The sequence below is a fragment of the Rhizobium sp. WSM409 genome (assembly GCF_057653825.1).
On record NZ_JBYGKP010000003.1, the window covers coordinates 457,506 to 481,289 of the forward strand.

Annotated in this window: 27 protein-coding genes and 1 riboswitch; of the genes, 10 read left to right on the forward strand and 17 right to left on the reverse strand. The window is 62.3% G+C overall.

Annotated elements, in window-relative coordinates; translation table 11 throughout:
- Positions 1-6 precede the first annotated feature (6 nt).
- Positions 7-465, reverse strand: a complete 459-nt coding sequence (locus AC25BC_RS29810; protein ID WP_017996462.1) for a carboxymuconolactone decarboxylase family protein — start codon at positions 463-465, stop codon at positions 7-9.
- A 107-nt stretch (positions 466-572) separates the two neighbouring features.
- Here AC25BC_RS29810 and AC25BC_RS29815 point away from each other — a divergent pair, with 107 nt between their 5' ends.
- Entirely contained in the window at positions 573-1,442 is an 870-nt protein-coding gene (locus AC25BC_RS29815) for a sigma-70 family RNA polymerase sigma factor (RefSeq protein WP_128438654.1), read from the forward strand.
- Between the two features lie 206 nt (positions 1,443-1,648).
- Positions 1,649-2,857: an amidohydrolase/deacetylase family metallohydrolase gene (locus AC25BC_RS29820; RefSeq protein ID WP_128438655.1), complete on the forward strand. Its 1,209-nt coding sequence runs from the start codon at positions 1,649-1,651 to the stop codon at positions 2,855-2,857.
- Between the two features lie 22 nt (positions 2,858-2,879).
- Here AC25BC_RS29820 and AC25BC_RS29825 read toward each other — a convergent pair whose 3' ends face one another.
- Positions 2,880-3,728: an IclR family transcriptional regulator gene (locus tag AC25BC_RS29825; protein WP_017996459.1), complete on the reverse strand. Its 849-nt coding sequence runs from the start codon at positions 3,726-3,728 to the stop codon at positions 2,880-2,882.
- A gap of 249 nt (positions 3,729-3,977) precedes the next feature.
- Here AC25BC_RS29825 and AC25BC_RS29830 point away from each other — a divergent pair, with 249 nt between their 5' ends.
- Positions 3,978-4,835, forward strand: a complete 858-nt coding sequence (locus AC25BC_RS29830) for an SDR family oxidoreductase (protein ID WP_003553847.1) — start codon at positions 3,978-3,980, stop codon at positions 4,833-4,835.
- An 82-nt stretch (positions 4,836-4,917) separates the two neighbouring features.
- Here the strand turns inward: AC25BC_RS29830 and AC25BC_RS29835 are convergent, their stop codons facing one another.
- Positions 4,918-5,133 carry a hypothetical protein gene (locus AC25BC_RS29835; protein WP_128438656.1) on the reverse strand — a complete coding sequence of 72 codons (216 nt, stop codon included), beginning with the start codon at positions 5,131-5,133 and terminating at the stop codon, positions 4,918-4,920.
- Positions 5,134-5,259: 126 nt separating this feature from the next.
- On the opposite strand from AC25BC_RS29835, the gene AC25BC_RS29840 reads away from it, so the two are divergent.
- Positions 5,260-5,883: a TetR/AcrR family transcriptional regulator gene (locus AC25BC_RS29840; RefSeq protein ID WP_003553843.1), complete on the forward strand. Its 624-nt coding sequence runs from the start codon at positions 5,260-5,262 to the stop codon at positions 5,881-5,883.
- 82 nt (positions 5,884-5,965) lie between these two features.
- A complete protein-coding gene (locus AC25BC_RS29845) occupies positions 5,966-6,154 on the forward strand; it encodes a hypothetical protein (protein ID WP_003547852.1) in 189 nt (62 codons plus the stop codon).
- 48 nt (positions 6,155-6,202) lie between these two features.
- Here AC25BC_RS29845 and AC25BC_RS29850 read toward each other — a convergent pair whose 3' ends face one another.
- Entirely contained in the window at positions 6,203-6,643 is a 441-nt protein-coding gene (locus AC25BC_RS29850; protein ID WP_128438657.1) for a DUF1810 domain-containing protein, read from the reverse strand.
- Between the two features lie 175 nt (positions 6,644-6,818).
- Positions 6,819-7,097, reverse strand: a complete 279-nt coding sequence (locus AC25BC_RS29855; protein WP_017996456.1) for a hypothetical protein — start codon at positions 7,095-7,097, stop codon at positions 6,819-6,821.
- Between the two features lie 275 nt (positions 7,098-7,372).
- Between AC25BC_RS29855 and AC25BC_RS29860 the strand changes: the two genes are divergently transcribed.
- Together AC25BC_RS29860 and AC25BC_RS29865 are read left to right on the forward strand one after the other, a co-directional pair.
- The gene (locus tag AC25BC_RS29860) at positions 7,373-8,755 is read left to right on the forward strand and encodes an amidase (RefSeq protein ID WP_128438658.1); all 1,383 of its coding nucleotides are present in this window, start codon (positions 7,373-7,375) and stop codon (positions 8,753-8,755) included.
- Between the two features lie 54 nt (positions 8,756-8,809).
- The gene (locus tag AC25BC_RS29865) at positions 8,810-9,670 is read left to right on the forward strand and encodes a sugar phosphate isomerase/epimerase family protein (RefSeq protein ID WP_128438659.1); all 861 of its coding nucleotides are present in this window, start codon (positions 8,810-8,812) and stop codon (positions 9,668-9,670) included.
- 137 nt (positions 9,671-9,807) lie between these two features.
- On the opposite strand, the gene betC is transcribed toward AC25BC_RS29865, so the two are convergent.
- Positions 9,808-11,316: a choline-sulfatase gene (betC, locus tag AC25BC_RS29870; protein ID WP_128438660.1), complete on the reverse strand. Its 1,509-nt coding sequence runs from the start codon at positions 11,314-11,316 to the stop codon at positions 9,808-9,810.
- A 138-nt stretch (positions 11,317-11,454) separates the two neighbouring features.
- Here betC and AC25BC_RS29875 point away from each other — a divergent pair, with 138 nt between their 5' ends.
- The 3 genes from AC25BC_RS29875 (at position 11,455) to AC25BC_RS29885 (ending at position 13,572) form a co-directional block, all read left to right on the forward strand.
- A complete protein-coding gene (locus AC25BC_RS29875) occupies positions 11,455-12,357 on the forward strand; it encodes a choline sulfate utilization transcriptional regulator (protein WP_487778576.1) in 903 nt (300 codons plus the stop codon).
- A gap of 120 nt (positions 12,358-12,477) precedes the next feature.
- On the forward strand, positions 12,478-12,681 hold the full coding sequence (locus AC25BC_RS29880; protein ID WP_113547705.1) for a hypothetical protein: 204 nt from the start codon (positions 12,478-12,480) through the stop codon (positions 12,679-12,681).
- Positions 12,682-12,780: 99 nt separating this feature from the next.
- Entirely contained in the window at positions 12,781-13,572 is a 792-nt protein-coding gene (locus AC25BC_RS29885) for an HpcH/HpaI aldolase family protein (RefSeq protein WP_113547706.1), read from the forward strand.
- 3 nt (positions 13,573-13,575) lie between these two features.
- Here AC25BC_RS29885 and AC25BC_RS29890 read toward each other — a convergent pair whose 3' ends face one another.
- From AC25BC_RS29890 to thiM, 11 genes are all read right to left on the reverse strand, one after another.
- Positions 13,576-14,256: a spermidine synthase gene (locus tag AC25BC_RS29890; protein ID WP_113547707.1), complete on the reverse strand. Its 681-nt coding sequence runs from the start codon at positions 14,254-14,256 to the stop codon at positions 13,576-13,578.
- Between the two features lie 70 nt (positions 14,257-14,326).
- Positions 14,327-15,226, reverse strand: a complete 900-nt coding sequence (locus AC25BC_RS29895) for an ABC transporter ATP-binding protein (protein WP_017996450.1) — start codon at positions 15,224-15,226, stop codon at positions 14,327-14,329.
- Positions 15,223-16,026 carry an ABC transporter ATP-binding protein gene (locus tag AC25BC_RS29900; RefSeq protein WP_128438662.1) on the reverse strand — a complete coding sequence of 268 codons (804 nt, stop codon included), beginning with the start codon at positions 16,024-16,026 and terminating at the stop codon, positions 15,223-15,225. Before AC25BC_RS29900 ends, AC25BC_RS29895 begins: the two co-directional genes overlap by 4 nt.
- Positions 16,023-16,901: an ABC transporter permease gene (locus AC25BC_RS29905; protein ID WP_017996448.1), complete on the reverse strand. Its 879-nt coding sequence runs from the start codon at positions 16,899-16,901 to the stop codon at positions 16,023-16,025. Before AC25BC_RS29905 ends, AC25BC_RS29900 begins: the two co-directional genes overlap by 4 nt.
- Position 16,902: 1 nt before the next feature.
- Positions 16,903-17,880, reverse strand: a complete 978-nt coding sequence (locus AC25BC_RS29910) for an ABC transporter permease (protein WP_128438663.1) — start codon at positions 17,878-17,880, stop codon at positions 16,903-16,905.
- A gap of 56 nt (positions 17,881-17,936) precedes the next feature.
- Entirely contained in the window at positions 17,937-19,583 is a 1,647-nt protein-coding gene (locus tag AC25BC_RS29915; protein WP_017996446.1) for an ABC transporter substrate-binding protein, read from the reverse strand.
- Between the two features lie 43 nt (positions 19,584-19,626).
- Entirely contained in the window at positions 19,627-20,649 is a 1,023-nt protein-coding gene (locus AC25BC_RS29920; RefSeq protein ID WP_017996445.1) for a glycoside hydrolase family 3 N-terminal domain-containing protein, read from the reverse strand.
- Between the two features lie 24 nt (positions 20,650-20,673).
- Positions 20,674-21,153 carry a GNAT family N-acetyltransferase gene (locus AC25BC_RS29925; RefSeq protein ID WP_128438664.1) on the reverse strand — a complete coding sequence of 160 codons (480 nt, stop codon included), beginning with the start codon at positions 21,151-21,153 and terminating at the stop codon, positions 20,674-20,676.
- A 220-nt stretch (positions 21,154-21,373) separates the two neighbouring features.
- Positions 21,374-22,183 carry a bifunctional hydroxymethylpyrimidine kinase/phosphomethylpyrimidine kinase gene (thiD, locus tag AC25BC_RS29930; protein ID WP_128438665.1) on the reverse strand — a complete coding sequence of 270 codons (810 nt, stop codon included), beginning with the start codon at positions 22,181-22,183 and terminating at the stop codon, positions 21,374-21,376.
- Complete coding sequence (thiE, locus tag AC25BC_RS29935; protein ID WP_017996442.1) at positions 22,180-22,815, reverse strand: thiamine phosphate synthase; 636 nt, start codon at positions 22,813-22,815, stop codon at positions 22,180-22,182. The genes thiD and thiE overlap by 4 nt, the downstream gene beginning before the upstream one ends.
- The gene (gene thiM / locus AC25BC_RS29940) at positions 22,812-23,615 is read right to left on the reverse strand and encodes a hydroxyethylthiazole kinase (protein ID WP_012763240.1); all 804 of its coding nucleotides are present in this window, start codon (positions 23,613-23,615) and stop codon (positions 22,812-22,814) included. The genes thiE and thiM overlap by 4 nt, the downstream gene beginning before the upstream one ends.
- 50 nt (positions 23,616-23,665) lie before the next feature.
- A riboswitch (TPP riboswitch) is annotated at positions 23,666-23,762 on the reverse strand.
- Positions 23,763-23,784: the final 22 nt, after the last annotated feature.

A 23,784-nucleotide genomic window follows, 5' to 3' on the forward strand; every position in this document is an offset into this window, starting at 1 on the left:
CGCCGTTTATGGCTTCCATTGCCCCGCGACCTGTCGGGTGGCGACGTTCAGCCGGTTCCAGACATTGATGTTGGCGATGGCGATGACCAGTGCCGCAAGGCTCTTGCCGTCATAGTGCCGGGTCGCCTCATCCCAGATATCATCCGGCACCGGATCCGCCCGATCGCTAAGGCGGGTGATCGCCTCCGCCAGCCCAAGCGCGGCGCGTTCGGCATCGCTATAATAGGGGGCGTCGCGCCAGCCAGCGACGGCAAAGAGCCGCTCATCGGTCTCGCCGTGTTTGCGGGCAATGCGCCAATGACCATCGATGCAGACGCTGCAGCCGTTGATCTGGCTGGCGCGCAGATTGACGAGTTCGAGCAGCTTTGGCGAAAGGCCGGTTTCGGTCGGCACCTTGCTGAGTGCATTGAGCGCCTGCATGGCCGCGGGAAGGACGAGGGCGGGATTTCCCATTCTCTCCTGCATGATATGTCTCCTTATACGTTTCGTGTTCGACGATCCGCCGGCGCTGTCACATCGGCCGGGTTTTATGCGTCATGGCCTTGACGGAACGCAGCGGAGGAATGTGACAAATGGACGAGAAAAAATGGCTGACTGAAGAATTCGAGGCGAACAGAGCGCATCTGAGGGCCGCAGCCTTTCGCATGCTCGGCTCGCGCAGCGAGGCGGAGGATGCCGTTCAGGAGGCCTGGCTGCGGCTTAGCCGCACCGATACGACAGGGGTCGGCAATCTCGGCGGCTGGCTGACGACGGTGGTGGCGCGCATCTGCCTCGACATGCTGCGCGCCCGCAAGACCCGGCGCGAGGAGCCGCTGGAGGTGCCCGACCATGGCGGGATCGCCGATCCGGCGAACGATCCCGAGCGCGAAGCCGCCTTCGCCGATTCGGTCGGTCTGGCGCTGCTCGTCGTGCTGCAGACGCTGGCGCCCGCCGAACGTGTCGCCTTCGTGCTTCACGACATGTTCGATCTGCCCTTCGACGAGATCGCGCCGATCATCGGCCGTTCGTCCGCCGCTACCCGCCAGCTTGCAAGCCGCGCCCGCCGCCGGGTGCAGGGGGTGGACGAAGCGCCAGATGTCGATTTCGGCCGCAAGCGGACGATCGCCGAGGCCTTTCTGACGGCCTCGCGCAACGGCGATCTGGAGGGATTGATCGCGGTGCTTGCGCCCGACGTCGTCTTCCGGCCGGATGCGACGGCCGCCCGCTTCGGCACCATTGGCGAAATGCGCGGCGCAGTTCACGTGGCCGAAGCCTTCAAGGGTCGGGCGCAGGCAGCCGAAATCGCCATCGTCGGCGGTGAGCTTGGGTTCGTCGTGGAGATCCAGGGCCAGCTCCGCGTCGTCGTGGCGCTGACGATCGCCGATGGCAGGATCGCCGCGATCGACGCCATCGCTGATCCGGAGCACCTGGAAAGGCTCGACTATTCGATCCTTGGGGATTGAAAACAAACGCGAATTTATCGGATCTTCGAGATAGGCGCGCGTCGCAAGGAGCGCGCCGCTGCCATTTTCTCAGCGGTGTCGGCCGCGTCATTTTTCTTGACAGCGACATCTCCAGCTTTATTCTATTATAAAGATTTATATAGCATAACTATGGAATTTTGACGGAGGACCGATCTCGGTCCAAGACTTCGAAAGGAATGCATGTCATGCCCGGCGACCAGGCGAAGAAGCCGCTTCTCCTCACCAATGTCAAACCGATGGCTTTCGGTTCTGGCCCATCCGAGGGGGCAACCGACATTCTCGTCAATGCCGACGGCAGGATCGCCGAGATCGGTCCGTCGCTTTCCGTCTCGCACGATGTGACGCGCATCGACGGCAAAGGCGCCTTCATTTCGCCGGGCTGGGTCGATCTGCACGTGCATATCTGGCACGGCGGCACAGATATTTCCATCCGCCCGTCCGAATGCGGCCTCGAGCGCGGCGTCACTACACTCGTCGATGCCGGTTCGGCTGGTGAGGCGAATTTCCATGGCTTCCGCGAATATATCATCGAGCCCTCGCGCGAACGCATCAAGGCCTTCCTCAATCTCGGCTCCATCGGCCTCGTCGCCTGCAACCGCGTCGCGGAATTGCGGGATATCCGCGATATCGATCTCGACCGCATCCTCGAAGTCTATGCCGCAAACAGCGAGCACATCGTCGGCATCAAGGTGCGCGCCAGCCATGTCATCACCGGATCCTGGGGCGTCACCCCGGTCAAGCTCGGCAAGAAGATCGCCAAGATCTTGAAAGTGCCGATGATGGTGCATGTCGGCGAGCCGCCGGCGCTCTATGACGAGGTGCTGGAGATCCTCGGCCCCGGCGACGTCGTCACCCACTGCTTCAACGGCAAGGCCGGGTCGAGCATCATGGAAGACGAGGACCTCTTTAATCTCGCCGAGCGCTGCGCCTCCGAAGGCATCCGTCTCGACATCGGCCATGGCGGCGCCTCCTTCTCCTTCAAGGTCGCCGAGGCGGCGATCGCGCGCGGGCTTCTGCCGTTCTCGATCTCGACCGACCTGCACGGCCATTCGATGAACTTCCCGGTCTGGGACCTGGCGACGACGATGTCGAAGCTGCTCAGTGTCGGCATGCCTTTCGACAAGGTGGTGGAAGCCGTCACCCATGCGCCGGCATCCGTCATCAAGCTATCGATGGAGAACCGGCTTGCGGTCGGTTCGCAAGCGGAATTTACCATTTTCGACCTGGTCGATTCCGATCTCGAGGCGACGGATTCCAACGGCGACGTTTCGGTCCTTAGCAAGCTGTTCGAGCCGCGCTATGCGGTGATGGGCGCCGATGCCTTTGCCGCCAGCCGCTATGTGCCGCGGGCGCGCAAGCTGGTGCGCCATAGCCACGGCTATTCCTACAGGTAGGATACGCTGAAGGTCGCAATGCTTAGCGGTTGCGCCAGCCCATCAGCTTTTCGATCCGTTCCGCTGAACTGCGTACATGGGCCGTATAGTGGTTCTCGTCGGAAAACGCCTTCTGTTCCGGCAGCACGATGGAAATGGTGGCGACGCACTGGCCGTCGCGATCGCAGATCGGCGAAGCGATGCAGGCAACCGCGTAATCGGATTCTCCCGCCTGGATCGACAGGCGCGATTCGAAGGCCTTGCCGGCGGCTTCCGACAGCGTGCCCGGATCGATCTCGGCGCGGCCAGTCGGTGAAGAGCGGGCGCAGCGCTTGAACAGTTCGATGCGCTCGTCTTCGGCCAGGTGGCCGACGAGCAGGCGGCCGGAGGCCGTCCAGTTCAGCGGCACCCTTGTGCCGACGCGGGACGCCACCTGAAAATGGCTCGGACCGTCGGCCATGGCGAGCACCAGCATATAGTCGCCGTCCCGGCCGCAGACCTGCACGGTTTCGCCGGCCTGGCGGCAGAGATCGTGCATTTCGTGGGTGGCGATGCTCATGAAATCCAGCGACCTGGCATAGGCAAGGCCGTAATGGTAAAGCCGCGCGCCGAGCCAGATCGAGCCGTCGGCCTGGCGCGTCAGCATGTTCTTCTCGACGAGATCGTCGACGATGACGTAAACGGTCGACAGCGGCGCCTTCACCGCCTTGGCGATAGCATAGACGCCGGCGGGCGATCCGGTCTCGTAGAGATGGTCGATTACCTGAAGCGCCCGGTCGATGCCGCTGACGCGCGCGCGACGCGCGGTCTTGCCACCGGTCTCGCCGGCAACACCCTCATCTTCGGAATAAACTGCTGCTGATGTCTTTCCGTCCAATTCAACGCCCCTCATGAAAACGCGACTATGTTACATTACTATGGCATAGCTGTCGCCGTGGCAAATGGCAACATTTCGCGGGTTGCCAGTCGGATTGGGCCGATCAGATGAGGCTCCGTTTTCAATCATCACCGGAAATTTAGGATGCGGCGACGGCCGTGAGCGCGCTCAGCGCGAGCGGTTGCTCGAGAAGGTCATTCCGCCGCGAGACTTGGAACAACAAGCATCAGGCCGAGTTTGATCTCTGAAACTCAGGAGGTCACGATGCCAAATTATCCCACACCGCCTTTCCCGTCCCAGAAGCAGCCGATGCCGGGTTTCACGGCACAGATGGACCCGGTTCCCGACCATGGCGAAAAGAGCTATCGCGGTTCCGAGCGGCTGAAGGGCAAGCGGGCGATCATCACCGGCGGCGATAGCGGCATTGGCCGGGCAGTGGCGATCGCCTATGCCAGGGAGGGTGCCGATCTGCTGCTCTCCTATCTCGACGAGGATGAGGATGCCGATGAGACGAAACGGCTCGTCGAGCAGGCCGGACGCAAGGCTATCCTCGTCAGCGGTGACATCCAGGATCCCGCCCACTGCAGACAGATCGTCGAGACGGCGGTCAAGGAGCTCGGTGGTATCGACATTCTCGTCAACAACGCCGCACATCAGGCAAGCTTCAAGAGCATCGACGAGATCAGTGATGAAGAGTGGGAACTGACCTTCAAGGTCAATATCCATTCGATGTTCTACCTGACCAAGGCGGCCGTCGCCCATATGAAGCCCGGCAGCGCCATCATCAACACGGCTTCGATCAATTCGGACAATCCGAACCCGACGCTGCTTGCCTATGCGACGACCAAGGGCGCGATCCAGAACTTCACCGCCGGCCTTGCTCAGCTTCTGGCCGAGAAAGGCATTCGCGCCAATGCGGTGGCGCCAGGGCCCATCTGGACGCCGCTCATCCCATCGACACTGCCTGAAGAAAGCGTCAGCAACTTCGGCAAGCAGGTGCCGATGAAACGGCCGGGACAGCCGGCCGAGCTTGCCACAGCCTATGTGATGCTGGCCGATCCCTTGTCGAGCTACGTCTCCGGCACGACAATCGCGGTCACCGGCGGCAAGCCGATCCTTTAAAGCGTCAAGGGCTGCCGTCTGGTTATGACGGCAGCCCTTGACGGGGGCAGGGAGAGATCCCCAAGCTGTTTAGGCGGCTTCCTTAGCCGAAGCAGGGCATTGCCGGCAGATTGGCGCGGCTTGCGAGTGCTCCGATCATTTTGCCCACCGATGTCGAGCGCGGTTCGCGTTTGCGGGCGGCCGTCTCCAGGAGTTGCTTGAAGTCTTCAAGCTTTACGCCGTCGGCGCGCAACACCATGGCGATCAGGGGGTCGCGAAGGGCTTCGGATATCGTCAGGTCATCTCTGGTCTTTGTCATGGTGTCCTCCTTTCGTGGGCGGTCGCCCGTGTTCCACTTTCCGCTGCCATGCCCTCGGCATTGACTTTCGCGTTTTGTGGTGTTACCGGTAAGTAACAATGCATTTGTTACCGATCGGTCACATTGATGTCAAGGACTACGTCCTCAAAAAAATCAGAAACTTCGAATGAAATCTCCGCAGCCGTTCTAGAAGATCGCATCCCGCCGCGGGAGCGTATCGTCTCGACCGCCTCGGAGCTTTTCCGCGAGCGCGGCATTCGCGGCATCGGCGTCGATGCCATTGCCGACGCGGCTCTGACCAACAAGATGACGCTCTACCGGCATTTCGGCTCGAAGGACGAACTCGTCTGCGAAACGCTGCGCCGCGCCTCCGAAAAGGCGGGTACTATCTGGCGAGATCTGGAAGCGGCCTATCCCGACAATCCGCGCGCCCAGCTGGATGCCTGGGTGGAACTGCGGGCGCAATGTCTGAACGGTGAGCCCGCCGGCTGCGATCTCGCCAATGCCGCCATCGAGCTGAAGGGCGAGGGCCATCCCGCCCACGAAATGATCGAGCGGCACAAGGCCGAACAGCGTGATCGCCTGGCTGCGCTCTGTTCGGCGGCCGGCGCGCGCGAACCCCAGCTTCTTGCCGATACGTTGACGCTGCTGCTCGAAGGCGCGCGCGTCAGCCGCCAGGCCATGGGCGCTGCCGGCTGCTGCGGTCATTTCGCCAAGGCCTGCCAGGCGGCAATCGCTTCTTTCGCCTGACGACCACAAGTGTGTGGGAGGGGAACCTTACCGCTTCCATGCCGTTTTCACACTAACCCGAGAGCGATGTGGAGGCAGGGAGATGAACTACGTCTATCTCAAACGCCTGTATGCCAAACGCGCCGAGCTTGAGGCCAAGCTGGAGCTCCATGATGCGCGCTATTGTTTCGGCGAGGAAGAGGTCGATGACGGCACCGACAGCGATCTGCGTCAGCGGCTGAGCGAAATTTCCGAGGAAATTGCTACGCTGGAGAGCAGGCCGGGCCGATAACTATTTAATTTGCGACAGCATTCAGATTTTAAGCCGACCGGCATAAAATCAGTCGGTGCTGGCACTGAGGATTTTCATCGTTCGATCGTCGAATTTTCCCTGATAAAAATGCTCGATCACCTGGTGGAAGGGCGAACCGTGATCGCTGATCGCGGCAAATAAGGTCATCGACGAGCGCAGCTTGACGTCGTCGGGTGAACCCAGGATTGCGTGCGCCGATCGGCCGTTCACGGACAGGATCGCCTCGACGCAACGCAGAAGCCGGCTTGAGAGAATAGGATCGGCGAGATAGGCGGCGGCTTCCTCCGCCGAGCGGATCGCATATTTTTCGGCCATCGCTGACGTACCGAGACCGGCGACCTGCGGGAAGATGAACCACATCCAGTGGGAGGTCTTGCGCCCGGCTTTCAGCTCTAAGAGCGCTTGTTCGTAGACGCCGTTCTGGGCGTCTATGAAGCGGTGAAGCTTGTAGTCGATGTCGCCGGCCATGGTCCTTTTCCCTTTTCCTGCTGTCGATGCAGCCTGGGCCAAGGTTTCCACGCCCGGCGATCTACAGCGCCGCGCGTCTTTCAGACGCGCAAAGGACGCTGTAGCACTTTGAATGACTTCATAATTTCATCCTTAAATCGGTTCCGATTTAAGGAATTATGCAGTGGTTTTGCTATCAGCAAACCCTCTCAGCGTAAGGGCTGCTGTCGCGGCAATGGCCGTAGGCCGGGTGCGGCGGCATGTTATCGCCGGCCGGGGCGGCAATGGCCGATGTCGTCATCGGGTCCGTATTGCCGGAAGAATATGCGGCAAACCCCGCAAAGCTCAAGAGAACCAGCGCTCCGACCACGACAATGCGCTCGAAGGCTGAAAGTTTCTGGGCGCTGACATGATCTACATAATCGCGCTCGCCTAAACCGGCGGTTTCGTCCTCTTTCGCATGAAGTGTCACCATATCCTGGCGACGGCTTAAAGTTTCACAATCTGTCATTTCAATTACTCCTGCAACACATGCGGCGCCGGTCTCTTTAGGGCAAACTCCCACCCTCGTGCCGAACCGCTTCCGCATGCGAGCAGCATGTGTGTCTTCGATCGTGGCAATTGAAGGGGCGATCTTCAAACGCAGTGTTCAAAAAATCGTACCAATAAATGCAAAATATCGTGAAGCTCTGGTTGACCGGAATGATCCGGGGTAGTCCAGAGTGGAACATCTCTCTTCTGGATAGTCCCATGAGCAAATCCTACGGCGCGATGTCGGTCGCGCAGCTTTCCGTCCTCATTCAAGGTGGCGCGGTCGATCCGGTCGAGGTGACCGAGGCGGTTTTCGATTCCATCGCGCATTATGCCAACAAGGCGGTTTTCACCACATTGCTCGAAAGCCGGGCGATGGAGGAGGCGCGCGCCTCTTCGCGGCGTCTGCGGGAAGGGCGCTCGCTTGGATTGCTGGATGGCATTCCGATTGCCTGGAAGGATCTTTTCGACATGGAAGGCCTGCCGACGACGGCGGGTTCCGTCGTTCTGGCAAAGGATATGCCGGCCAAGCGCGATGCGGCTGTTGTCGCTTTGCTCAGGCAGGCGGGCATGGTCGCCGTCGGACGCACAAATATGAGCGAGTTCGCCTTTTCCGGCCTCGGCATCAATCCGCATTACGGCACGCCGGTAAATCCGCGCGGCACTGATCTTCCACGCATTCCGGGCGGCTCGTCCTCTGGCGCCGGTGTCGTCGTCGCCGCCGGACTGGTTCCGGTCGCCATGGGCACCGATACCGGCGGCTCGGTGCGTATTCCTGCCGCCTTCAACGGTATCGTCGGCTATAAGGCTACGCGCGGTCGCCACGCGATGGCAGGCGTCTATCCGCTGGCAAAGAGCCTGGATTCGCTGGGGCCGCTCTGCCGCAGCGTCAGGGACGCAGTCTGGATCGATGCGGCGATGCGCGGCTTGACGACACCCGATGTCGCCACGCATCCCTTGCAAGGGCTGGAACTCATCGTGCCTGAAAACATCGTTTTCGACGGAGCGGAAGCCGGCGTTGTCGATGCGTTCGAGGCAGCTGTGGGACGTCTTCAAAAGGCCGGCGCCAAGGTTGCCCGTACCGTCATTCCCGCCTTCGACGAGACATTCGAGCTGATGACGAGATATGGTCCGCTGGTGACGGCGGAGGCTTTCGCGCTTCACCGCGAACGCTTGGCCGGACCGGATGCGGACAGGATGGACCACCGTGTCGTCATGCGCACCCGTCTCGGAAGCAAGACGACGCTGCCGGATTACCTGGCGATCCTCGAGGCGCGCAGCCGCCTGATCGCCGATGTCGAGCGCCTGGTCGGCGACCGGCTGCTCGCCTTTCCGACTGTCGCCCATGTCGCGCCGCCGATCGGGCCGCTGGAGCAGGATGACGAGCTGTTCTTCGCGACGAACAACAAGACGTTGCGCAACACAGCACTTGGCAATTTCCTCGACTGGTGCGGCGTTTCCATTCCCTGCGGCACCGGCGAGGCTGGCATGCCTGTTGGATTGCTGCTTTCGGCCACCACCCATCGCGATGAGGCGCTGCTGGGGATTGCCCTTGCCGCCGAGCCGATTATCCGCGACGATTTTGCCGGAATTGGCAATTGAACCGCCGGGATTTAGTTGCCATTGATGGCATGAGGAGATGCTGGAGGAAGACACGTGCAGGTTTTGCAAAACGGACGTTTCGCGGTTTCGACATGGTCGCTGCATCGGCTGCTTGGCGCCGTTCATGCCTATAGCCCCGATCCCGACAAAAGTGCCGCGCCGAAAGAGCCCTATGGCCCCGGTGCCGCGGCGCTGATCGACGTGCCGGCGGCGCTTGCGGCACGCGGCGTCAACCGGCTGGAGGTCTGTTCCTTCCATCTGCCGAGCCTCGACGCCGCCTATATAAGCGAATTTCGCGATGCGATGGCGACCTCGAACGTGCTGTTCCAGACGCTGCTCGTCGAGGACGGCGATCCGAGCCATCCCGAGACCGCCGAACGCGACGTCGAATGGATGGCGGGGTGGATCGACATCGCCGCAGCCCTCGGGGCTGAGAGGATGCGCGTCATTGCCGGCAAGCAGAAGCCGACGGAGGAAAACCTTACCCGTGCCGCCCGCCATCTGAGCTGGCTGGCCGGAAAGGCGGAAGGCAGCGGCGTGCGTGTCGTCGTCGAGAACTGGTTCGACCTGCTGCCGTCGCCGGTCGAAATGAACTGGCTGCTGGACCGGCTGGACGGCAAGGTCGGGCTCAACGGCGACCTCGGCAACTGGGTGGCGCCAGCGAAATATCAGGGCCTTGCCGATATCATGGGCCGGGCGGAAATCTGCCATGCCAAGGCCGATTATGGCGTTGCCGGCCTCGATGCCGTCGACTACCGCACCTGCCTGGAGATGTGCGAGAAGGCCGGTTATGCCGGCCCCTTCACGCTGATCTACGACTCGCCCTTCTTCCCCGATGAATGGGACGGCATCCTGCTGCAAAAGACGTTCATCGAGGATTTCCTGCGCGAGGCGCCGGCGCGCAAGACGGCTTAAATCAGAAGCACTTCTTTCTCATTCCCAGAGCATGATGGCGAAAAGTGTGAGCGGTTTTCGGACGCCATCATGCTCTAACTAGATAATGTAGAACAGGATTCAGATTTTGGGCCGACCCGGCCTAAAGTCATCCTGTTCTAGCGCGGGAACCTCTGGTTTTCCTCCAGCACGTTCAGATCCATGTGGTTGCGCATATAGCGTTCCGAGGCTTTCTGCAGCGGCTGGTAGTCCCATGGATAATAGGCCCCGTTGCGCAGCGCCGCATAGACCACCCAGCGGCGTGCCTGGCTTTCGCGCACGGCTGCGTCGAAAGCGGAAAGGTTCCAGCGCCGGCCGGCCTGTTCGACAAGCCTTGCCAAGATCTCGGCATGGGCCGGGTCGGCCGCCAGATTGTCGAGTTCTTGCGGATCGGCCTCGAGATTAAACAGCATCGGCGGATCCTTCTCGCAGAGCGAGATCTTGTATCGTCCGTCTCGGATGCAGACGAGCGGCGCCTCGGAACCCTCCGCGGCATATTCCATCGGCACCGGGCTGCGGCTCCCGGTGCCTTCGGCAAGTGCTGCGAGATCCTCGCCCTCGGTCCACGGCTTCAGCGAGGCGATATCGATCCCGGCAAGACCCGCCAGCGTCGGCGTCACGTCGAGTGTGGAGACAGGCTGGTCGATCCGTCTGGGCTTCCAGCCGGGTGCTGCGATCATCAGTGGAACGCGGGCCGATCCTTCGAAGAAGTTCATCTTAAACCAGAGGCCGCGATCACCGAGCATGTCGCCATGGTCGGAGGCAAAGAGGATGATCGTGTTTTCAGCCATGCGGCTACGTTCCAGGACGCCGAGAATGTCGCCGATCTTCTCGTCGACATAGGAAATATTGGCGAAATAGCCCCGCCTTGCCCGCCTGATCTGCTCGCGGCTGATGTCGAAAGCGTCGTGATCGCAGGCTTTCATCAGACGCTGCGAATGCGGGTCCTGCCGCTCGAAGGCAATCGGCGCAACCGAAGGGTCGAGTGCCGGGCAATCCTCATAGAGGTCCCAGAATTTGCGGCGCGCAACATAGGGATCGTGCGGATGGGTGAAGCTGACGGTCAGGCACCAGGGGCGCTCGTCATGGCCGCGCGAGAGATCGAACAGCTTGCGGGCGGCATGGTAGGCGACCTCGTCGTCATACTCCATCTGGTTGGTGATCTCGGCAATGCCGGCGCCGGTGACCGAACCCAGATTGTGATACCACCAGTCTATGCGCTCGCCGGGCTTGCCATAATCGGGCGTCCAGCCGAAGTCGGCCGGGTAGATGTCCGTCGTCAGGCGCTCCTCGAAGCCATGCAACTGGTCGGGGCCGACGAAATGCATCTTGCCGGAAAGTGCGGTCTGGTATCCGGCGGCGCGCAGATGATGCGCATAGGTCGGAATGTCAGAGGCAAATTCCGCCGCATTATCATAGACGCGGGTTCGGCTCGGCAATTGTCCGGACATGAAGGAGGCCCGCGCCGGTGCGCAGAGCGGGCTTGCCGTATAGGCGTTGGTGAAACGCACGGAACGCTCCGCCAATGATTTCAGATGCGGCGCATGCAGAAAATCGGCAGGGCCGTCGGGAAAGAAAGTGCCATTCAACTGATCGACCATCAGGATGAGGATATTCGGACGCGCCATGAAATTGTCTCCTGTGGTCTCAAAGGCCGGGGGGCCGATGAAGGGAACGTCCCTCTTGCTATTTGCAGATCTTATCAAAGCCAGTATCATCGTGCCTGTAAAGCTGGCTTTTTTCGATGGTTGTCAAAAGGAATTTTTATGCCAGACCGCCCGCCTGAGCTGGGATGGATGCGCATTTTCGCGGAGGTCGCAAGGCTCGGCAGCTTTTCGGCCGCGGCGGCAGGTCTCGGCCTTACGCAGCCGGCCGTCAGCTATCAGATTCGGCGGCTGGAAGAGCAGCTCGGCGTCGCCCTGCTGCGCCGCCAGCACCGCGGCGTCGAGTTGACCGCGGAAGGAGAGCGGCTTTTCCAGGTCGCCGCCAAAACGGTCGGTGATATCGATGCCCTGGCACGCAGTTTCCGCACTGACGCTCAAAGGCCGGTCGTCAGACTGAGAACCGACTATGCCTTTTCAGCGCTTTGGCTGATCCCGCGCATGCACGGCTTTCGCCTGCTTCACCCGGAAGCGGATATACAGATCGTCGCGACCCAGAGGCTTGAGCCCGGCTTTCGCGACGACGCAGATGTGGTGGTGGTTTTTGGGACGCGGGCGGAATTCGGCGCTATCGGATCGCTTCTGCTGCAGGAAAAGGTCGTGCCCGTCTGCACGAAAGGCTTTCTCGATCGCAACGGCCCGTTCGACGATCCGCAGCTTCTTGCCAAGGCGGTCCTGATCCATCTCGACTTGCCGACGCCACCGCCCTGGTTCGATTGGCGAAGTTATCTTGCCGAATTCTCCGTTACTCGCGATCTCCATGCCGGCCGCGGTGATGTCAGTTTCAACACCTACTCGCTGGTCGTCCAGGCCGCTCTCAGCGAGCAGGGCGTGGCGATCGGCTGGATGGGGCTGGTCGATACGCTTCTCTCCACACATATGCTGGTGGAAGCCGGGCGGCCGCTCGAGGCACCCGACCGCGGTTACTGGCTGATACCGCCGCGATCGGCAAATATTGATAGCGAGAGGCTCAGCACCTGGCTGGTGGATGAAGTCGGCAGGACCTGACATTCGGACCGAGGCCAGCGCGTCATTGCATCCGGAATATGTTCGCGCTCAGGAGAGAAGCCTTGTCATGACCGATGCCGATCGACATTGTGGCATCGATTCATAGGGAAGGGCCGAAGCATGTTGCGAACCGTCGGATACGTCGTTGGACTGCTCCTGATCCTCCTCGGGCTGATCTGGATCGCCCAGGGAAGCGGTTATTTTCCCTATCCCGCGTCCAGTTTCATGATCAACCAAAGCATCTGGATCCTCTGGGGGAGCATCATGGCTGCGGCGGGGATTGCCGTGACGGTCATTATTTCACGGCTGCGCCGGAGAGGATAAGCCGGCAACCGTGCATAGCTTTGAGGGAATTCGACATTGAAGAGTTCCTCGAGGTGAAATATCTGGCCGCTGGCGGCCTGTCGAATTGAGGAGAATGGCATGAGCGCAGCTGAAATCGACGGCTTTGCGGACCGGATCAGGCACCACCGAGGCGGCATGATCTCCGCCTGGATCGGTATTCCCGACGCCACGCTCGCCAATCACCTGGCGCAGGAGGCCTTCGACACCATCGTGCTGGATATGCAGCACGGCATGTGGGACATGCCCTCGGCCGCGAACGCCGTCGCCCAGGTGCGCCTTGCCGGCAAGCCGGCGCTGGCGCGCATCCCGGTCGGTGATTTCGCGTCCGCCTCGCGCCTGCTCGATGCCGGCGCCTCCGGCATCATCGCGCCGATGATCAATTCGGCCGAAGACGCGCAAGCCTTCGTCAAGACCATGAAATACCCGCCTCTCGGCGAACGCAGCTGGGGACCGTCCCTGGCGCTCAACCATACAGGCCTGTCGGCCGATGATTATCTGAAGAACGCCAATGCGCTTACCGTCGCCATTGCCATGATCGAGACCCGGGCAGCCCTTGAGGCGATTGACGACATCCTCGGCGTTGCCGGCATCGACGGCATCTTTATCGGTCCTTCCGACCTTTCGATTGCACTCTCGAACGGCGACCAGGTGGCGCCGAACGCCGCCGAGATCGACAGCGCCATGCAGCATGCGGTTTCGCGCTGCCGTGCCCATGGCAAATTCGCCTGCGCCTTCGCCGGCGACGGCGAGCGGGCCGGCGAACTGCTGAAATTCGGCTTCGATCTGGTCATTGCCGGTGCCGAGACCGCACAACTGCGCTCCGGCGCCCGCCGCGCCATCAATGCCGCCCGCAGGATCGCTTCGGCTTGAGCGTCATTTCACCGGTTTGACGGCCAGCCAGATGACGTGGCGGGCGCCGCCGCGTTTGCCGTTGGCGCGCGTGTTGACCGCATCGACGGCAAACCCGCTGCCCTTCAGACGCCGCGTGAAATCGGGGTCCGGACCGGACGACCAGACGGCGAGCACGCCGCCGGGGCGCAACGCGTCGCTGGCGGCGCGAAGGCCGGCAAAATCGTAGAGCCGGTCGTTGGATTTGCGGGTCAGGCCGTCAGGGCCGTTATCGACATCGAGCAGAATGGCGTCATAGGCAGCCTTGCCGGCGCGGATCGCCTCGCCAACATCGCCCTGGTGGATGCCGACGCGCGGATCGTCGAGACAGCCCTTGAAGACCTCGGCCATCGGCCCGCGGGCCCAGGCGATCACGGCCGGCACCAGTTCGGCGACGGTGACGCCGGCATCTTCGGGAAGGGCGGCAAGAGCGGCGCGCAGGGTGAAACCCATGCCGAGCCCGCCGATCAAGATCCGCGGCTTCGGGTGCGACTTGATCCGATCCCAGGACAGGGTTGCCAGCGCTTCCTCCGAGCCGCTGAGACGGCTGTTCATCAGCTCGTTGGCGCCAAGCATGATCGAAAATTCGCTGCCGCGCTGCTTCAGCCGTAATTCGCCGTTTTCACCGGGAATGGTCGCGGAATCGAGCTGGATCCAGGGCAGCATGACGGCTTCGCCTCATATGAAAGGGACCGTCCCCTAGCATAGGGCGCTAGATGAGGCCAGCAAGCCGGCCTCAGATCATCCGCATGAAATGATCCTGCTCGAATTCGACGATGTCGTCCTGCGGCACGGCCGAACGGCGGCGGATGTCCTCTACCTCGTCGGGCCTCAGCCGGGCCTTCGGGTCGTCGAAGCGGACCTCGGGATCGGGTACGGCCGAGAGCAGCAGACGGGTATAGGGATGCAGCGGATTGTCGATCACCTTGGCGACGTTGCCCCATTCGACGATCTGGCCGGCATACATCACGGCGATGTCCTCGGCGACATAACGGGCGGTGGCGATATCATGGGTGATGTAGAGCAGGCCGAGATTCATCTCCTGCTTCATCTCGTTCAACAGGTTCAGCACACCGAGGCGCACCGAGACGTCAAGCATCGAGGTCGGCTCGTCGGCGACGATCACCTCCGGCTTGACGGCCAAGGCACGAGCGATGTTGACGCGCTGGCGCTGACCGCCGGAGAGCTCGTGCGGATATTTCGGCGCGACGAGATCGGGATCGAGCCTGACGCGTTGAAGCAGTTCGCGGACCGCAACGTCGATCTCGGCCCCCTTGATCTCCGGGCGGTGCAGCTTCAGCGGCCGCCTGAGATGATGGGCGATGGTGTGGGCGGGGTTCAGCGAGGCGAAAGGGTCCTGGAAGATCATCTGCACCGAGCGGCGGTAGCGGGCGATCTCGGCGGATTTTGCCGCCTCGACAGGCCGGCCCTTGTAGAGAACCTGGCCCGATGTCGGCAGATATTCGCGCATCGCCATGCGGGCGCAGGTGGTCTTGCCGCTGCCGGATTCACCGACGAGCGCCAGTGCCCGGCCGGCATGCAGCGAAAACGAGATGGCGCGCGCCGCATGCACGGCCGCGGAACCATGGCCGAAGGTCTTCGTCACCTGGTCGAGTGCGAGAATGGCGTCCGTCATAACAGCACTCCTCCATGCAGCGAGGGGAAGGAGGCCCAGAGCTTCTTCGTGTAGTCATGCTTGGGCGTCCTGTAGATCGCCTCGGCCGTGTTCTGCTCCACCAGCTGGCCTGATAGCATGATGCCGATGCGGTCGCAGAACTGCACCATCAGCCCGAGATCATGGGTGATGAACAGCACGGAAAAGCCGAAGCTGCGGCGCAGTTCGTTGATGCGCTGCAGGATTTCGCGCTGGACGACGACGTCGAGCGCCGTCGTCGGCTCGTCCATGACGACGAGCTTCGGATCGAGCGCCATGCAGATGGCGATGACGATGCGCTGGCGCATGCCGCCAGAAAACTGGTGCGGGTAGTCGCGCATGCGATCCGGCGCGATGTCGACGAGCGTCAGCATCTCGGCGGTGCGCTCGCGGGCTGCAGCACGGCTCATGCCTTTGTGGGTCCGCAGCATGTCGTAGAATTGCGTTTCGACGCGCAGCACCGGGTTCAGCGAGTTCATGGCGCTCTGGAACACCATGGCGACCTCGCGCCAGCGAAACGCGCTGAGCGCCTGCCGGTCGAGGCCGACCACGTCGCGGCCGTCGAGCAGGATGCGGCTCTCCTTGCGGATCAGCGCCGGCGGCTTGTGCAGGCGGCTGATGGCAAAAGCGATGGTGCTCTTGCCGCAGCCGGATTCGCCGGCAAGGCCGAAGACCTCGCCGGGCGCGACATCGAAGCTGACGTCGTCGACGGCGCGGAAATCCTTCTCCTCGCCGATATAGTCGATGGTGAGGTTCCTCACCGAAAGCAGCGGCTGCGTCACAGGCGGCCCTCCCCTGTTCGAACGAGCAGGGACCAGCGCTTCAGATGATTGCCGGTGCGCAGCCGCGGATTGGCGATCTCGTCGACGGCGAAGTTCAGCAATGACATGCCGATGCCAAGAAAGGCGAGCGCGAAGCAGGGGGTGAGAATATCCCACCAGGCGCCGACCGAAAGGGCCGAGGCCTTCTGCGCATTATAGAGCATCGTGCCCCAGGAGATCGCTCTCGGATCGCCGAGGCCGAGGAACTCGAGCGTCGCTTCGGTGATGATCGCGAAGATGACGCTGCCGATGAAATTGATGCCGACGATTGAAATCACGTTGGGAAAGATCTCGAATGTCATGATGCGCCATTGCGGCTCGCCCATCATCTCGGCGGATTTGACGAAATCCTTCTGCTTGACGGAGAGCGTTTCGGCGCGGGTGACGCGTGCGCCCCAGGCCCAGGAGGTGGCGCCGAGGATGAGGGCGATGACGAGGGGGCTTGCCTGGCCGATGAAAGCGGCGAGCACGAGCAGCAGCGGTAGGTTCGGAACGACCAGCACCATATTGGTGAAGAAGCTGATGATCTCGTCGGTCTTGCCGCCGCGATAGCCGGAGATGATGCCGAGTGCGGTGCCGACGAGCGTGATCAGCAGGCCGGCGCCGAAGCCGACGGCAAGCGAAGTGCGGGCGCCGTAGATCAGTCGGGCAAAGACATCCTGGCCGATGCGGGTGGTGCCGAGGATATGATCGAGCGACGGCGACTGGTGCGGTCGTCCGGTGCGGGCGGCGGGATCGTAGTGTGTCAGCAGCGGTGCTGCGATCGCGACGAGGACGATGAAGGCGATGATGGCAAGCCCGATCAGCGCCTTGCGATTTCGAAGCAGGGTCTTCATCTCACGCTCCCTTCAGCCGCGGGTCAAGCAGCACATAGCTGACGTCGACGATAAAATTGGCGATCAGCATGGTCGCGGTCATGATGAGGAGCTGGCCCTGGATGACGGGATAGTCGCGGGCGAGGATCGCCTGGTATAGAATATTGCCAAGGCCGGGATAGTTATAGACCACTTCCGTTACCAGGGAGCCGCCGAGGATGGTGCCGATGGCGATGGCAAGGCTGGAGACGGTCGGCAGCAGGGCGTTGCGCGCCGCGTACCATAGCATCACATGCCGGTCGGAAAGGCCCTTGGCGCGGGCCATGATGATATAATCCTCGCCGAGCAGGTTGATCATGTTGTTGCGCATGGTGACGGTGAAGCCGCCGATCAGCACGGTGCAGAGCGTCACCATCGGCAGGATGCCGTGATAGGCGAGGCTGCCGATATATTGCAGGCTGAAGGCGGGATCGAGCGATGGGTCGGCGGCATAACCGTTCGGAAACCAGCCGAGCGTGAAGCCGAAAATGAAGAGCACGATCAGCGAGGTGACGACGGCCGGCACCGAGGTGGCGAAGATCGCGCCGACGGAGACGATGACATCGAACTGGCTGCCACGGCGCCAGGCGGCGACGATGCCGAGGAAGGTGCCGAGCGCAAAGCTGACGATCGTCGCCGTGCCCATCAGGCCGACGGTCCAGACGAGTGCATGGCCGAGCACCGAGGTGACCGGCAGCGGAAAATATTTGATCGAGCGGCCGAGATCGCCGGTGAAGATGCTACCGAGATAAGTGAGGTACTGCTGCCAGAGCGGACCGTCGACGAAGCCGAAGGTGAGCTTCAGCGCCTGCAGGCTTTCCGGCGGCAATTCGGTGCCGGCGCTGGAAAACATGATCTGCACGGGATCGCCCGGCATCAGCCGCGGCAGGAAGAAATTGATCGTCGCTGCCGCGATGAAGGCTGCCATATAGAAGACGAGGCGGCGAAGCAGGAAAGCCATGGGAACTCCGTCGTGACGGAAGCGGCGCTTTACGCCGCTCCCGAGGATTGCGATGCTTACTTCACCGGCTCGAGGGCCAGCAGGTTCAGCAGGCGTGCCGGATTGGTCCGCGAGATCGACGGATTGACGAAGGGGTTTTCCTTGGTCGACCAGCCGGTGAAGCGCTTGGTGTTGTACTGATACCAGTTCGGATTGTTGAACACCGGAATGACAGGCATGTTTTCGGCTACGATGCGTTGCGCCTTGTTCATCGCGTCCTTCTGCTTGGCAAGGTCGGCGGTATGGGTGAACTCGGTGACGAGTTTCTCGACCTCCGGATTGAACCAGCGCTGCGCGGTGAAGCGGGTCTTGCCCTTATCCGAAGCACTGAAAGCGCGCTTGTAGGGGTAATAGGGCGAAGCCGATGCCGGCAGGCTGTTGATCGCCGCATCGAAGGTGCCGTTGATGAGGTTGCCGGTCCAGACTGCTTCCTCCGGCGTTTCGATCTTGGCGTCGATCCCGACCGCCTGCATGCCCTCGACCGCGAGGTTGACGGTATCGATCCAGTCCGTCCAGGCGCTCGGGACGATGATCGAGAAGGAGATCTTGGTGCCGTCGGGATTGTCGCGGAAGCCGTCGCCGTCCTTGTCGTTGTAGCCCGCCTCGTCGAGCAAGGCCTTGGCAGCATCGGCATCATAGGTTGCGAACTTGCCGAAGTCGGCCTTGACGGATGGGTCCGCCCAGCTCTTGTAAAGCTCGCCCATCAGGCCGGGGTCTTCGTTCAGCGTCGGATAGCCGTAGCCGGCGACGTCGATCATCGTCTTGCGGTCGAGCGCCATCGAGACGGCACGGCGGAACTTCAGGTCGTTGAAGGCCTTCTTGTTGTTCTCGTTCGCCGTTTCCAGGTTGAACAGGAAGGCGACCATGCTGCTTGGCGAATACCAGTAGTGGAAATGCGCCGGGTCCTTGGAAACATAGACATTGTCGATATCGGGAATGAAGGAGACGCCCCAGTCGAGCGTGCCGTCGGCCGTTGCCGTCAGCATCTGATTGTTGTCGGCAAGCTGCGGGAAGCGCATGCAATCGACCTTCAGGTGCTCGTTGTCCCAGTAATTCGGGTTGCGACACTGGTCGTAGGTCTGGCCGGTGAAGCGCGGCACCTCCGTCAGCGGGCCGCTGCCAACAGGGGTCTCGTTGGCGAAGGTCACCGGATCAGCGACGTCCTTCCACACATGTTCCGGAACGATCGGCAATTGCGAGATCTGCTCGGCCGCAAGCGAGCTCGGATTGGCGAGCGTGAAGCGCACCGTCTGGCCGTCGACGGCCTTGATATCGGTGATGAAGGTCCAGATGCTGACGAAGTCGAGCGCCGGAAATTTCTTCAGGTAATCATAGGTGAACTTGACGTCGGCTGCGGTCAGCGGCTTACCGTCCGACCATTTCAGGTTCGGGCGCAGCTTGAAATCGATGCTCTTCAGGTCGTCGGAGAGCTTGAAGCTTTCGGCCAGGCGATAGACCGGCTTGTTGCTGTCGAAGCGATTGAAGACGACCAGCGGCTCGTAGATGAAGTCGAGCGTGGACTGGCGCGACGAGGTCTGGTTGAACGGATTGAAGTTGCGGACCCAGGTCGTCGCCGGTTCGATATTCACTGTGAGGATCGTTTGCGCCATGGCAGATCCCGAAAGCAGCGTTAGTGCGGCGGCGGCAAGAAGATATTTTTTCATGTCTTATTCCCCTTTTCTTATGCGGTGAGAGATGAGGTGCCGGTCAGGAGACCAACGCGCTTGCAAACATGTCTTCGACTTCCGCATGGGCGGCGCGGACATCGATCTTGAGATTGCCGAGGCGGGCCTTGCCGGCGGCGATGCGCTTGAGGGCGGCTTCCGTCAGCGGGCGGGCGGCCTTGGCGGCGGCTTCGCTTTCCGGAATGTCGCCGTGGCTGTGGAGCGCAATGTCGTAACCTGCGTCGAGCACCTGTTTGACGCGTTCCGGCAGGGTGCCGGAGAGCGACTGCATGAAGATGCAGTCGGAAATCAGCACGCCCTCATAGCCCATGTCGTTGCGGATCACGTCGTGCATAACAGGCGAGACCGACGCCGGCAGCTCAGCGTCATAGGCCGAGTAGACGACATGGGCGACCATGGCCCAGGGCGTATCCTTCAGTGCCACGAAGGGCTTGAAGTCGGTGGCGGTGAGCGTCTCACGGCTGGCATTGACGACCGGACGCTCCTTGTGGGAGTCGAGCGTCGCCCGGCCATGGCCGGGAATATGTTTGATGACAGGCATGTTGCCGGTCTCGAGCAGGCCATCGACCACCTCGCGGCCGAGGGCAGCGACGAAATCGGGATCAGGGGCGAAGGAGCGGGCGCCGATGACCGCACTCGTCGTCTCGAAGACGAGGTCGAGAACGGGCGAGCAGCCGCTGGAAAGGCCGAGTTCCGTCATCATCGCGCCCATGGCCTGGGAGGAAAGGCGCAGTGCTTTTTTGCCGAGATCGAAATCGCGGCGTGCAAGTTCGGAAAACTGGCCGAAACTGCGGAAGAGCGGCCAGGGGCCGGCATCGAGATGCTGAACGCGGCCGCCTTCCTGGTCGGTGAAGACAGGCGCGTCGTCGCGGCCGACGGCTTCGCGGAAGCGGTCGATCAGGCGCCTCGTCTGCTCCGGCTCGCGCTGATTGCGCCGGCCGACGAAGAGGCCGAGCGGATTGGTTTCGCGAAAGAGGGCGAATTCATCATCCGAAATAGTGGGATTCGGAAGGCCGACGAAAAGGGCGAGCGGGGTCGAGGACAATTCTGTAACTCCGGGATCAGATGGTCATTTCGGCGTGCTTCTCAGCATGCCTTCGTAGATGCCCTTGTCGGGGGCGGGGATGATGGTTGCACCTGCGGTCCTGGCGTAGAAATCGACCGGGCCGGCATCGCCGATGAAGGCATAGGCGTGGCCGAGCGTCTTCATGGTCTGAAGGCAGGCGGAAAAGAGGGCGAGCCCGATGCCCTTGCCGCGGGCGTCGGGATCGACGCCGGTCGGGCCGAAGAAGCCGCGCGCCGTCGTGTCATAGCAGGCAAAGCCCAGGAGCTTGCCGTTTTCGACTGATATCAGGCAGGCAACGGGCTGGCGGGAGAAGGCGACCGCGACTTCGCTTGCCCAGTTCTCGCTGAACCGTTCGCGAACCCAGCTGACGATAAGATGCAGTTCCGGGGGGAGGGCCGGACGGATGGAGACGCCGACATCGCCGGCCTTCTGTTTCAGGTCGGCGAGCTCAGTGGAATATAGGCTCACAAGCAGGTCTGGCACCCGTCACTCCTCCAGTTATTCCGTTATTGCGGAACATATCCCCTTTTAGTGTCATAGACTTGGCTATCTGGCCGGGCTTGTCAACAAGGTTTTTCAAACGGCCAAAGGCGCGACCCGCCGCCGCCCTCCGCGGTTTCGACGCAAAGTAGGTGCCGGACACAAAAACGGCCCGGGAAGGCCGGGCCGTTGTCGATTGGCGGAATATTGGTGGAACGAGCGCCTATTCGCCGTCTTCCCAAAGCGCATGAAAATGCTGCACCGGGCCGTGGCCGGAGCCGACGCTTAGGTGTCCTGATGCCGCGACCGCGCCGGCGAGATACTCCTTGGCGATGGCGACGGCCTCTTGCGCCGAGGCGCCCTTGGCGAGCTCGGCCGTCAGGGCGCTGGAGAGCGTACAGCCGGTGCCATGGGTGTTCTTGGTCGGCACGCGCCTGGCTTCGAACCAGTGCAGGCCGGCGGCAGTGGCAAGCACGTCAGGGCTCTCGTCGCTGTCGAGATGGCCGCCCTTGACCAGCACTGCGGCCGGTCCAAGCGCCCGCAAGCGCTCGGCCTGCGCCGCCATCTCCGCCCGGTTTGTCGCGACCGGCTGGTGCAGTAGGGCGGCGGCTTCGGGCAGGTTCGGGGTCAGCAGCGTGGCAAGCGGCAGCAGCCGGCGGGTCAGTACGTCGACCGCTTCGGGCGCGAGCAGAGCGGCTCCACCCTTGGCGATCATGACCGGGTCGATAACGATCGGAATGTCGCGGTGGTCAGTCAGCGCACCGGCAACGGCTTCGGCGATGCCAGCATTGGCGATCATGCCGATCTTGACGGCGTCGACGCGGACATCGGCAAAGACGGCATTGATCTGGTCGGCGACGAATTGCGGCGGCACCAGATGCACGCCGCTGACGCCTTGCGTGTTCTGCGCCGTCAGCGCGGTCAGCACCGCCATGCCGTAGACGCCGCGGGCGGAAAAAGCCTTGAGATCCGCCTGGATGCCGGCGCCGCCGGAGGGATCGGAGCCGGCGATCGAGAGAACGTTGCGGATCATGCGCGGGCCTTTCGGATTTCTGCAGCGATGCGGCGCGTGGCCGCTTCGGGGTCGGGCGTGCCGCAGATGGCGGAGACAACGGCAAGCCCGCTGGCGCCGGCGGCGAACACCTGGGCGACATGATCCGCCTTGAGCCCGCCGATAGCGACGGACGGCACCGGCGAGGCCTTCACCAGCCTTGCAAGGCCGTCAAAGCCGATCGGCTGCTTGTGGTCGGCCTTGGTCGGCGTCGCAAACACTGGCCCGACGCCCGTGTAGTCGACGAGATCAGGGTCGACCGCGTTCGCAAGCGCCTCGCTCTCGACCGACAGGCCAAGGATCATGTCGGGGCCGATCATCGTCCGCGCTCTCATCGCATCCATGTCCTCCTGGCCGATATGCAACCCGTCAGCGCCGATGGCGATGGCCGCCTCGACATCGTCGTTGACGATGAGGAGGGCGCCGGTTCCATCCAATGCCTGTTTCAGGGCGCGGCCGGTCTCGATCATCCCGATGGTGCCGGCATGTTTGACGCGCAGTTGCACCATGGTGGCGCCGCCGGCAATGGCAAGGCGCGCAGTTTCGACCATGCCGATCCCGGCGCAAAGATCGGGGTCGAGGACGAGATAGAGCGAAAGGTCGAAAGCCTTCATGCCGCTGATATCCTTGCCCTGGCGTCAAGCGTTTCGGCGTCGAGCGCGGCCAGCGCATCGAGGAAGCGCCAGGAGAAGGAGCCGGGCCCGGCCGCTCCAAGTGCGGCCTCCTCGCCGGCGATGGCGAAGGTTGCAAGTGCCGCAACCGTCGCGCCGAAGATATCCTCAGGTGCCGTCGCGGCAAAGGCGCCGACGAGGCAGGTGAGCGAGCAGCCGAGCGCTGTGACCTGCGGCATCAAGGCCGATCCGCCTTCGATGCGCACGGCCCGCTCGCCGTCGGTGACGAAATCAACCGCGCCGGTAACGGCAACGACCGCCCGCTGCCGCTCAGCGAGCCATCGCGCCGAACCTTCCGCCTGTTCGACCGGGTCGCGGCTGTCGACGCCCTGGCCGCGGCTCTCTCCGCCGGCCAGCGCTATAATTTCGGAAGCGTTGCCGCGGATGATGGTCGGACGCAGCGCCAGGAGGTCGGCGACGGCGTTACGGCGGAAAGCCGTCGCATAATGCGCGACCGGATCGAGCACCCAGGGTTTGCCGGCGGATGTCGCCGCCTTCGCCGCTGCCTGCATGCCGTCGATCCATTGCGTCGACAGCGTGCCGATATTGATGGTCAGCGCACTGGCGATCCCGGCGAACTCGCCGGCTTCTTCAGCGGCATGCACCATGGCGGGCGAGGCGCCTGATGCAAGCAGAACATTTGCGGCAATGTTCATGGCGACGTAATTGGTGATGCACTGAACGAGCGGCGGCTTCTCGCGCATCGCCTTCAGCATCGCTCCGGGTGTGGTCTTGGTCTGCATATGGCCCCTTTCAGGCGGGGGCGGGCACGGGGCGGTTCGTGCGGGCGATGCCGCGACCCCGAGCGACTCCCTCCGCCGGCATTATCCGGTTCAGGTTCGAAGGGTGCTTCTCAGCCCGTCTGTCGACGGGCGCCCCTGTCTCTCATCGCGCTCTTTTTCGCAGAGAACG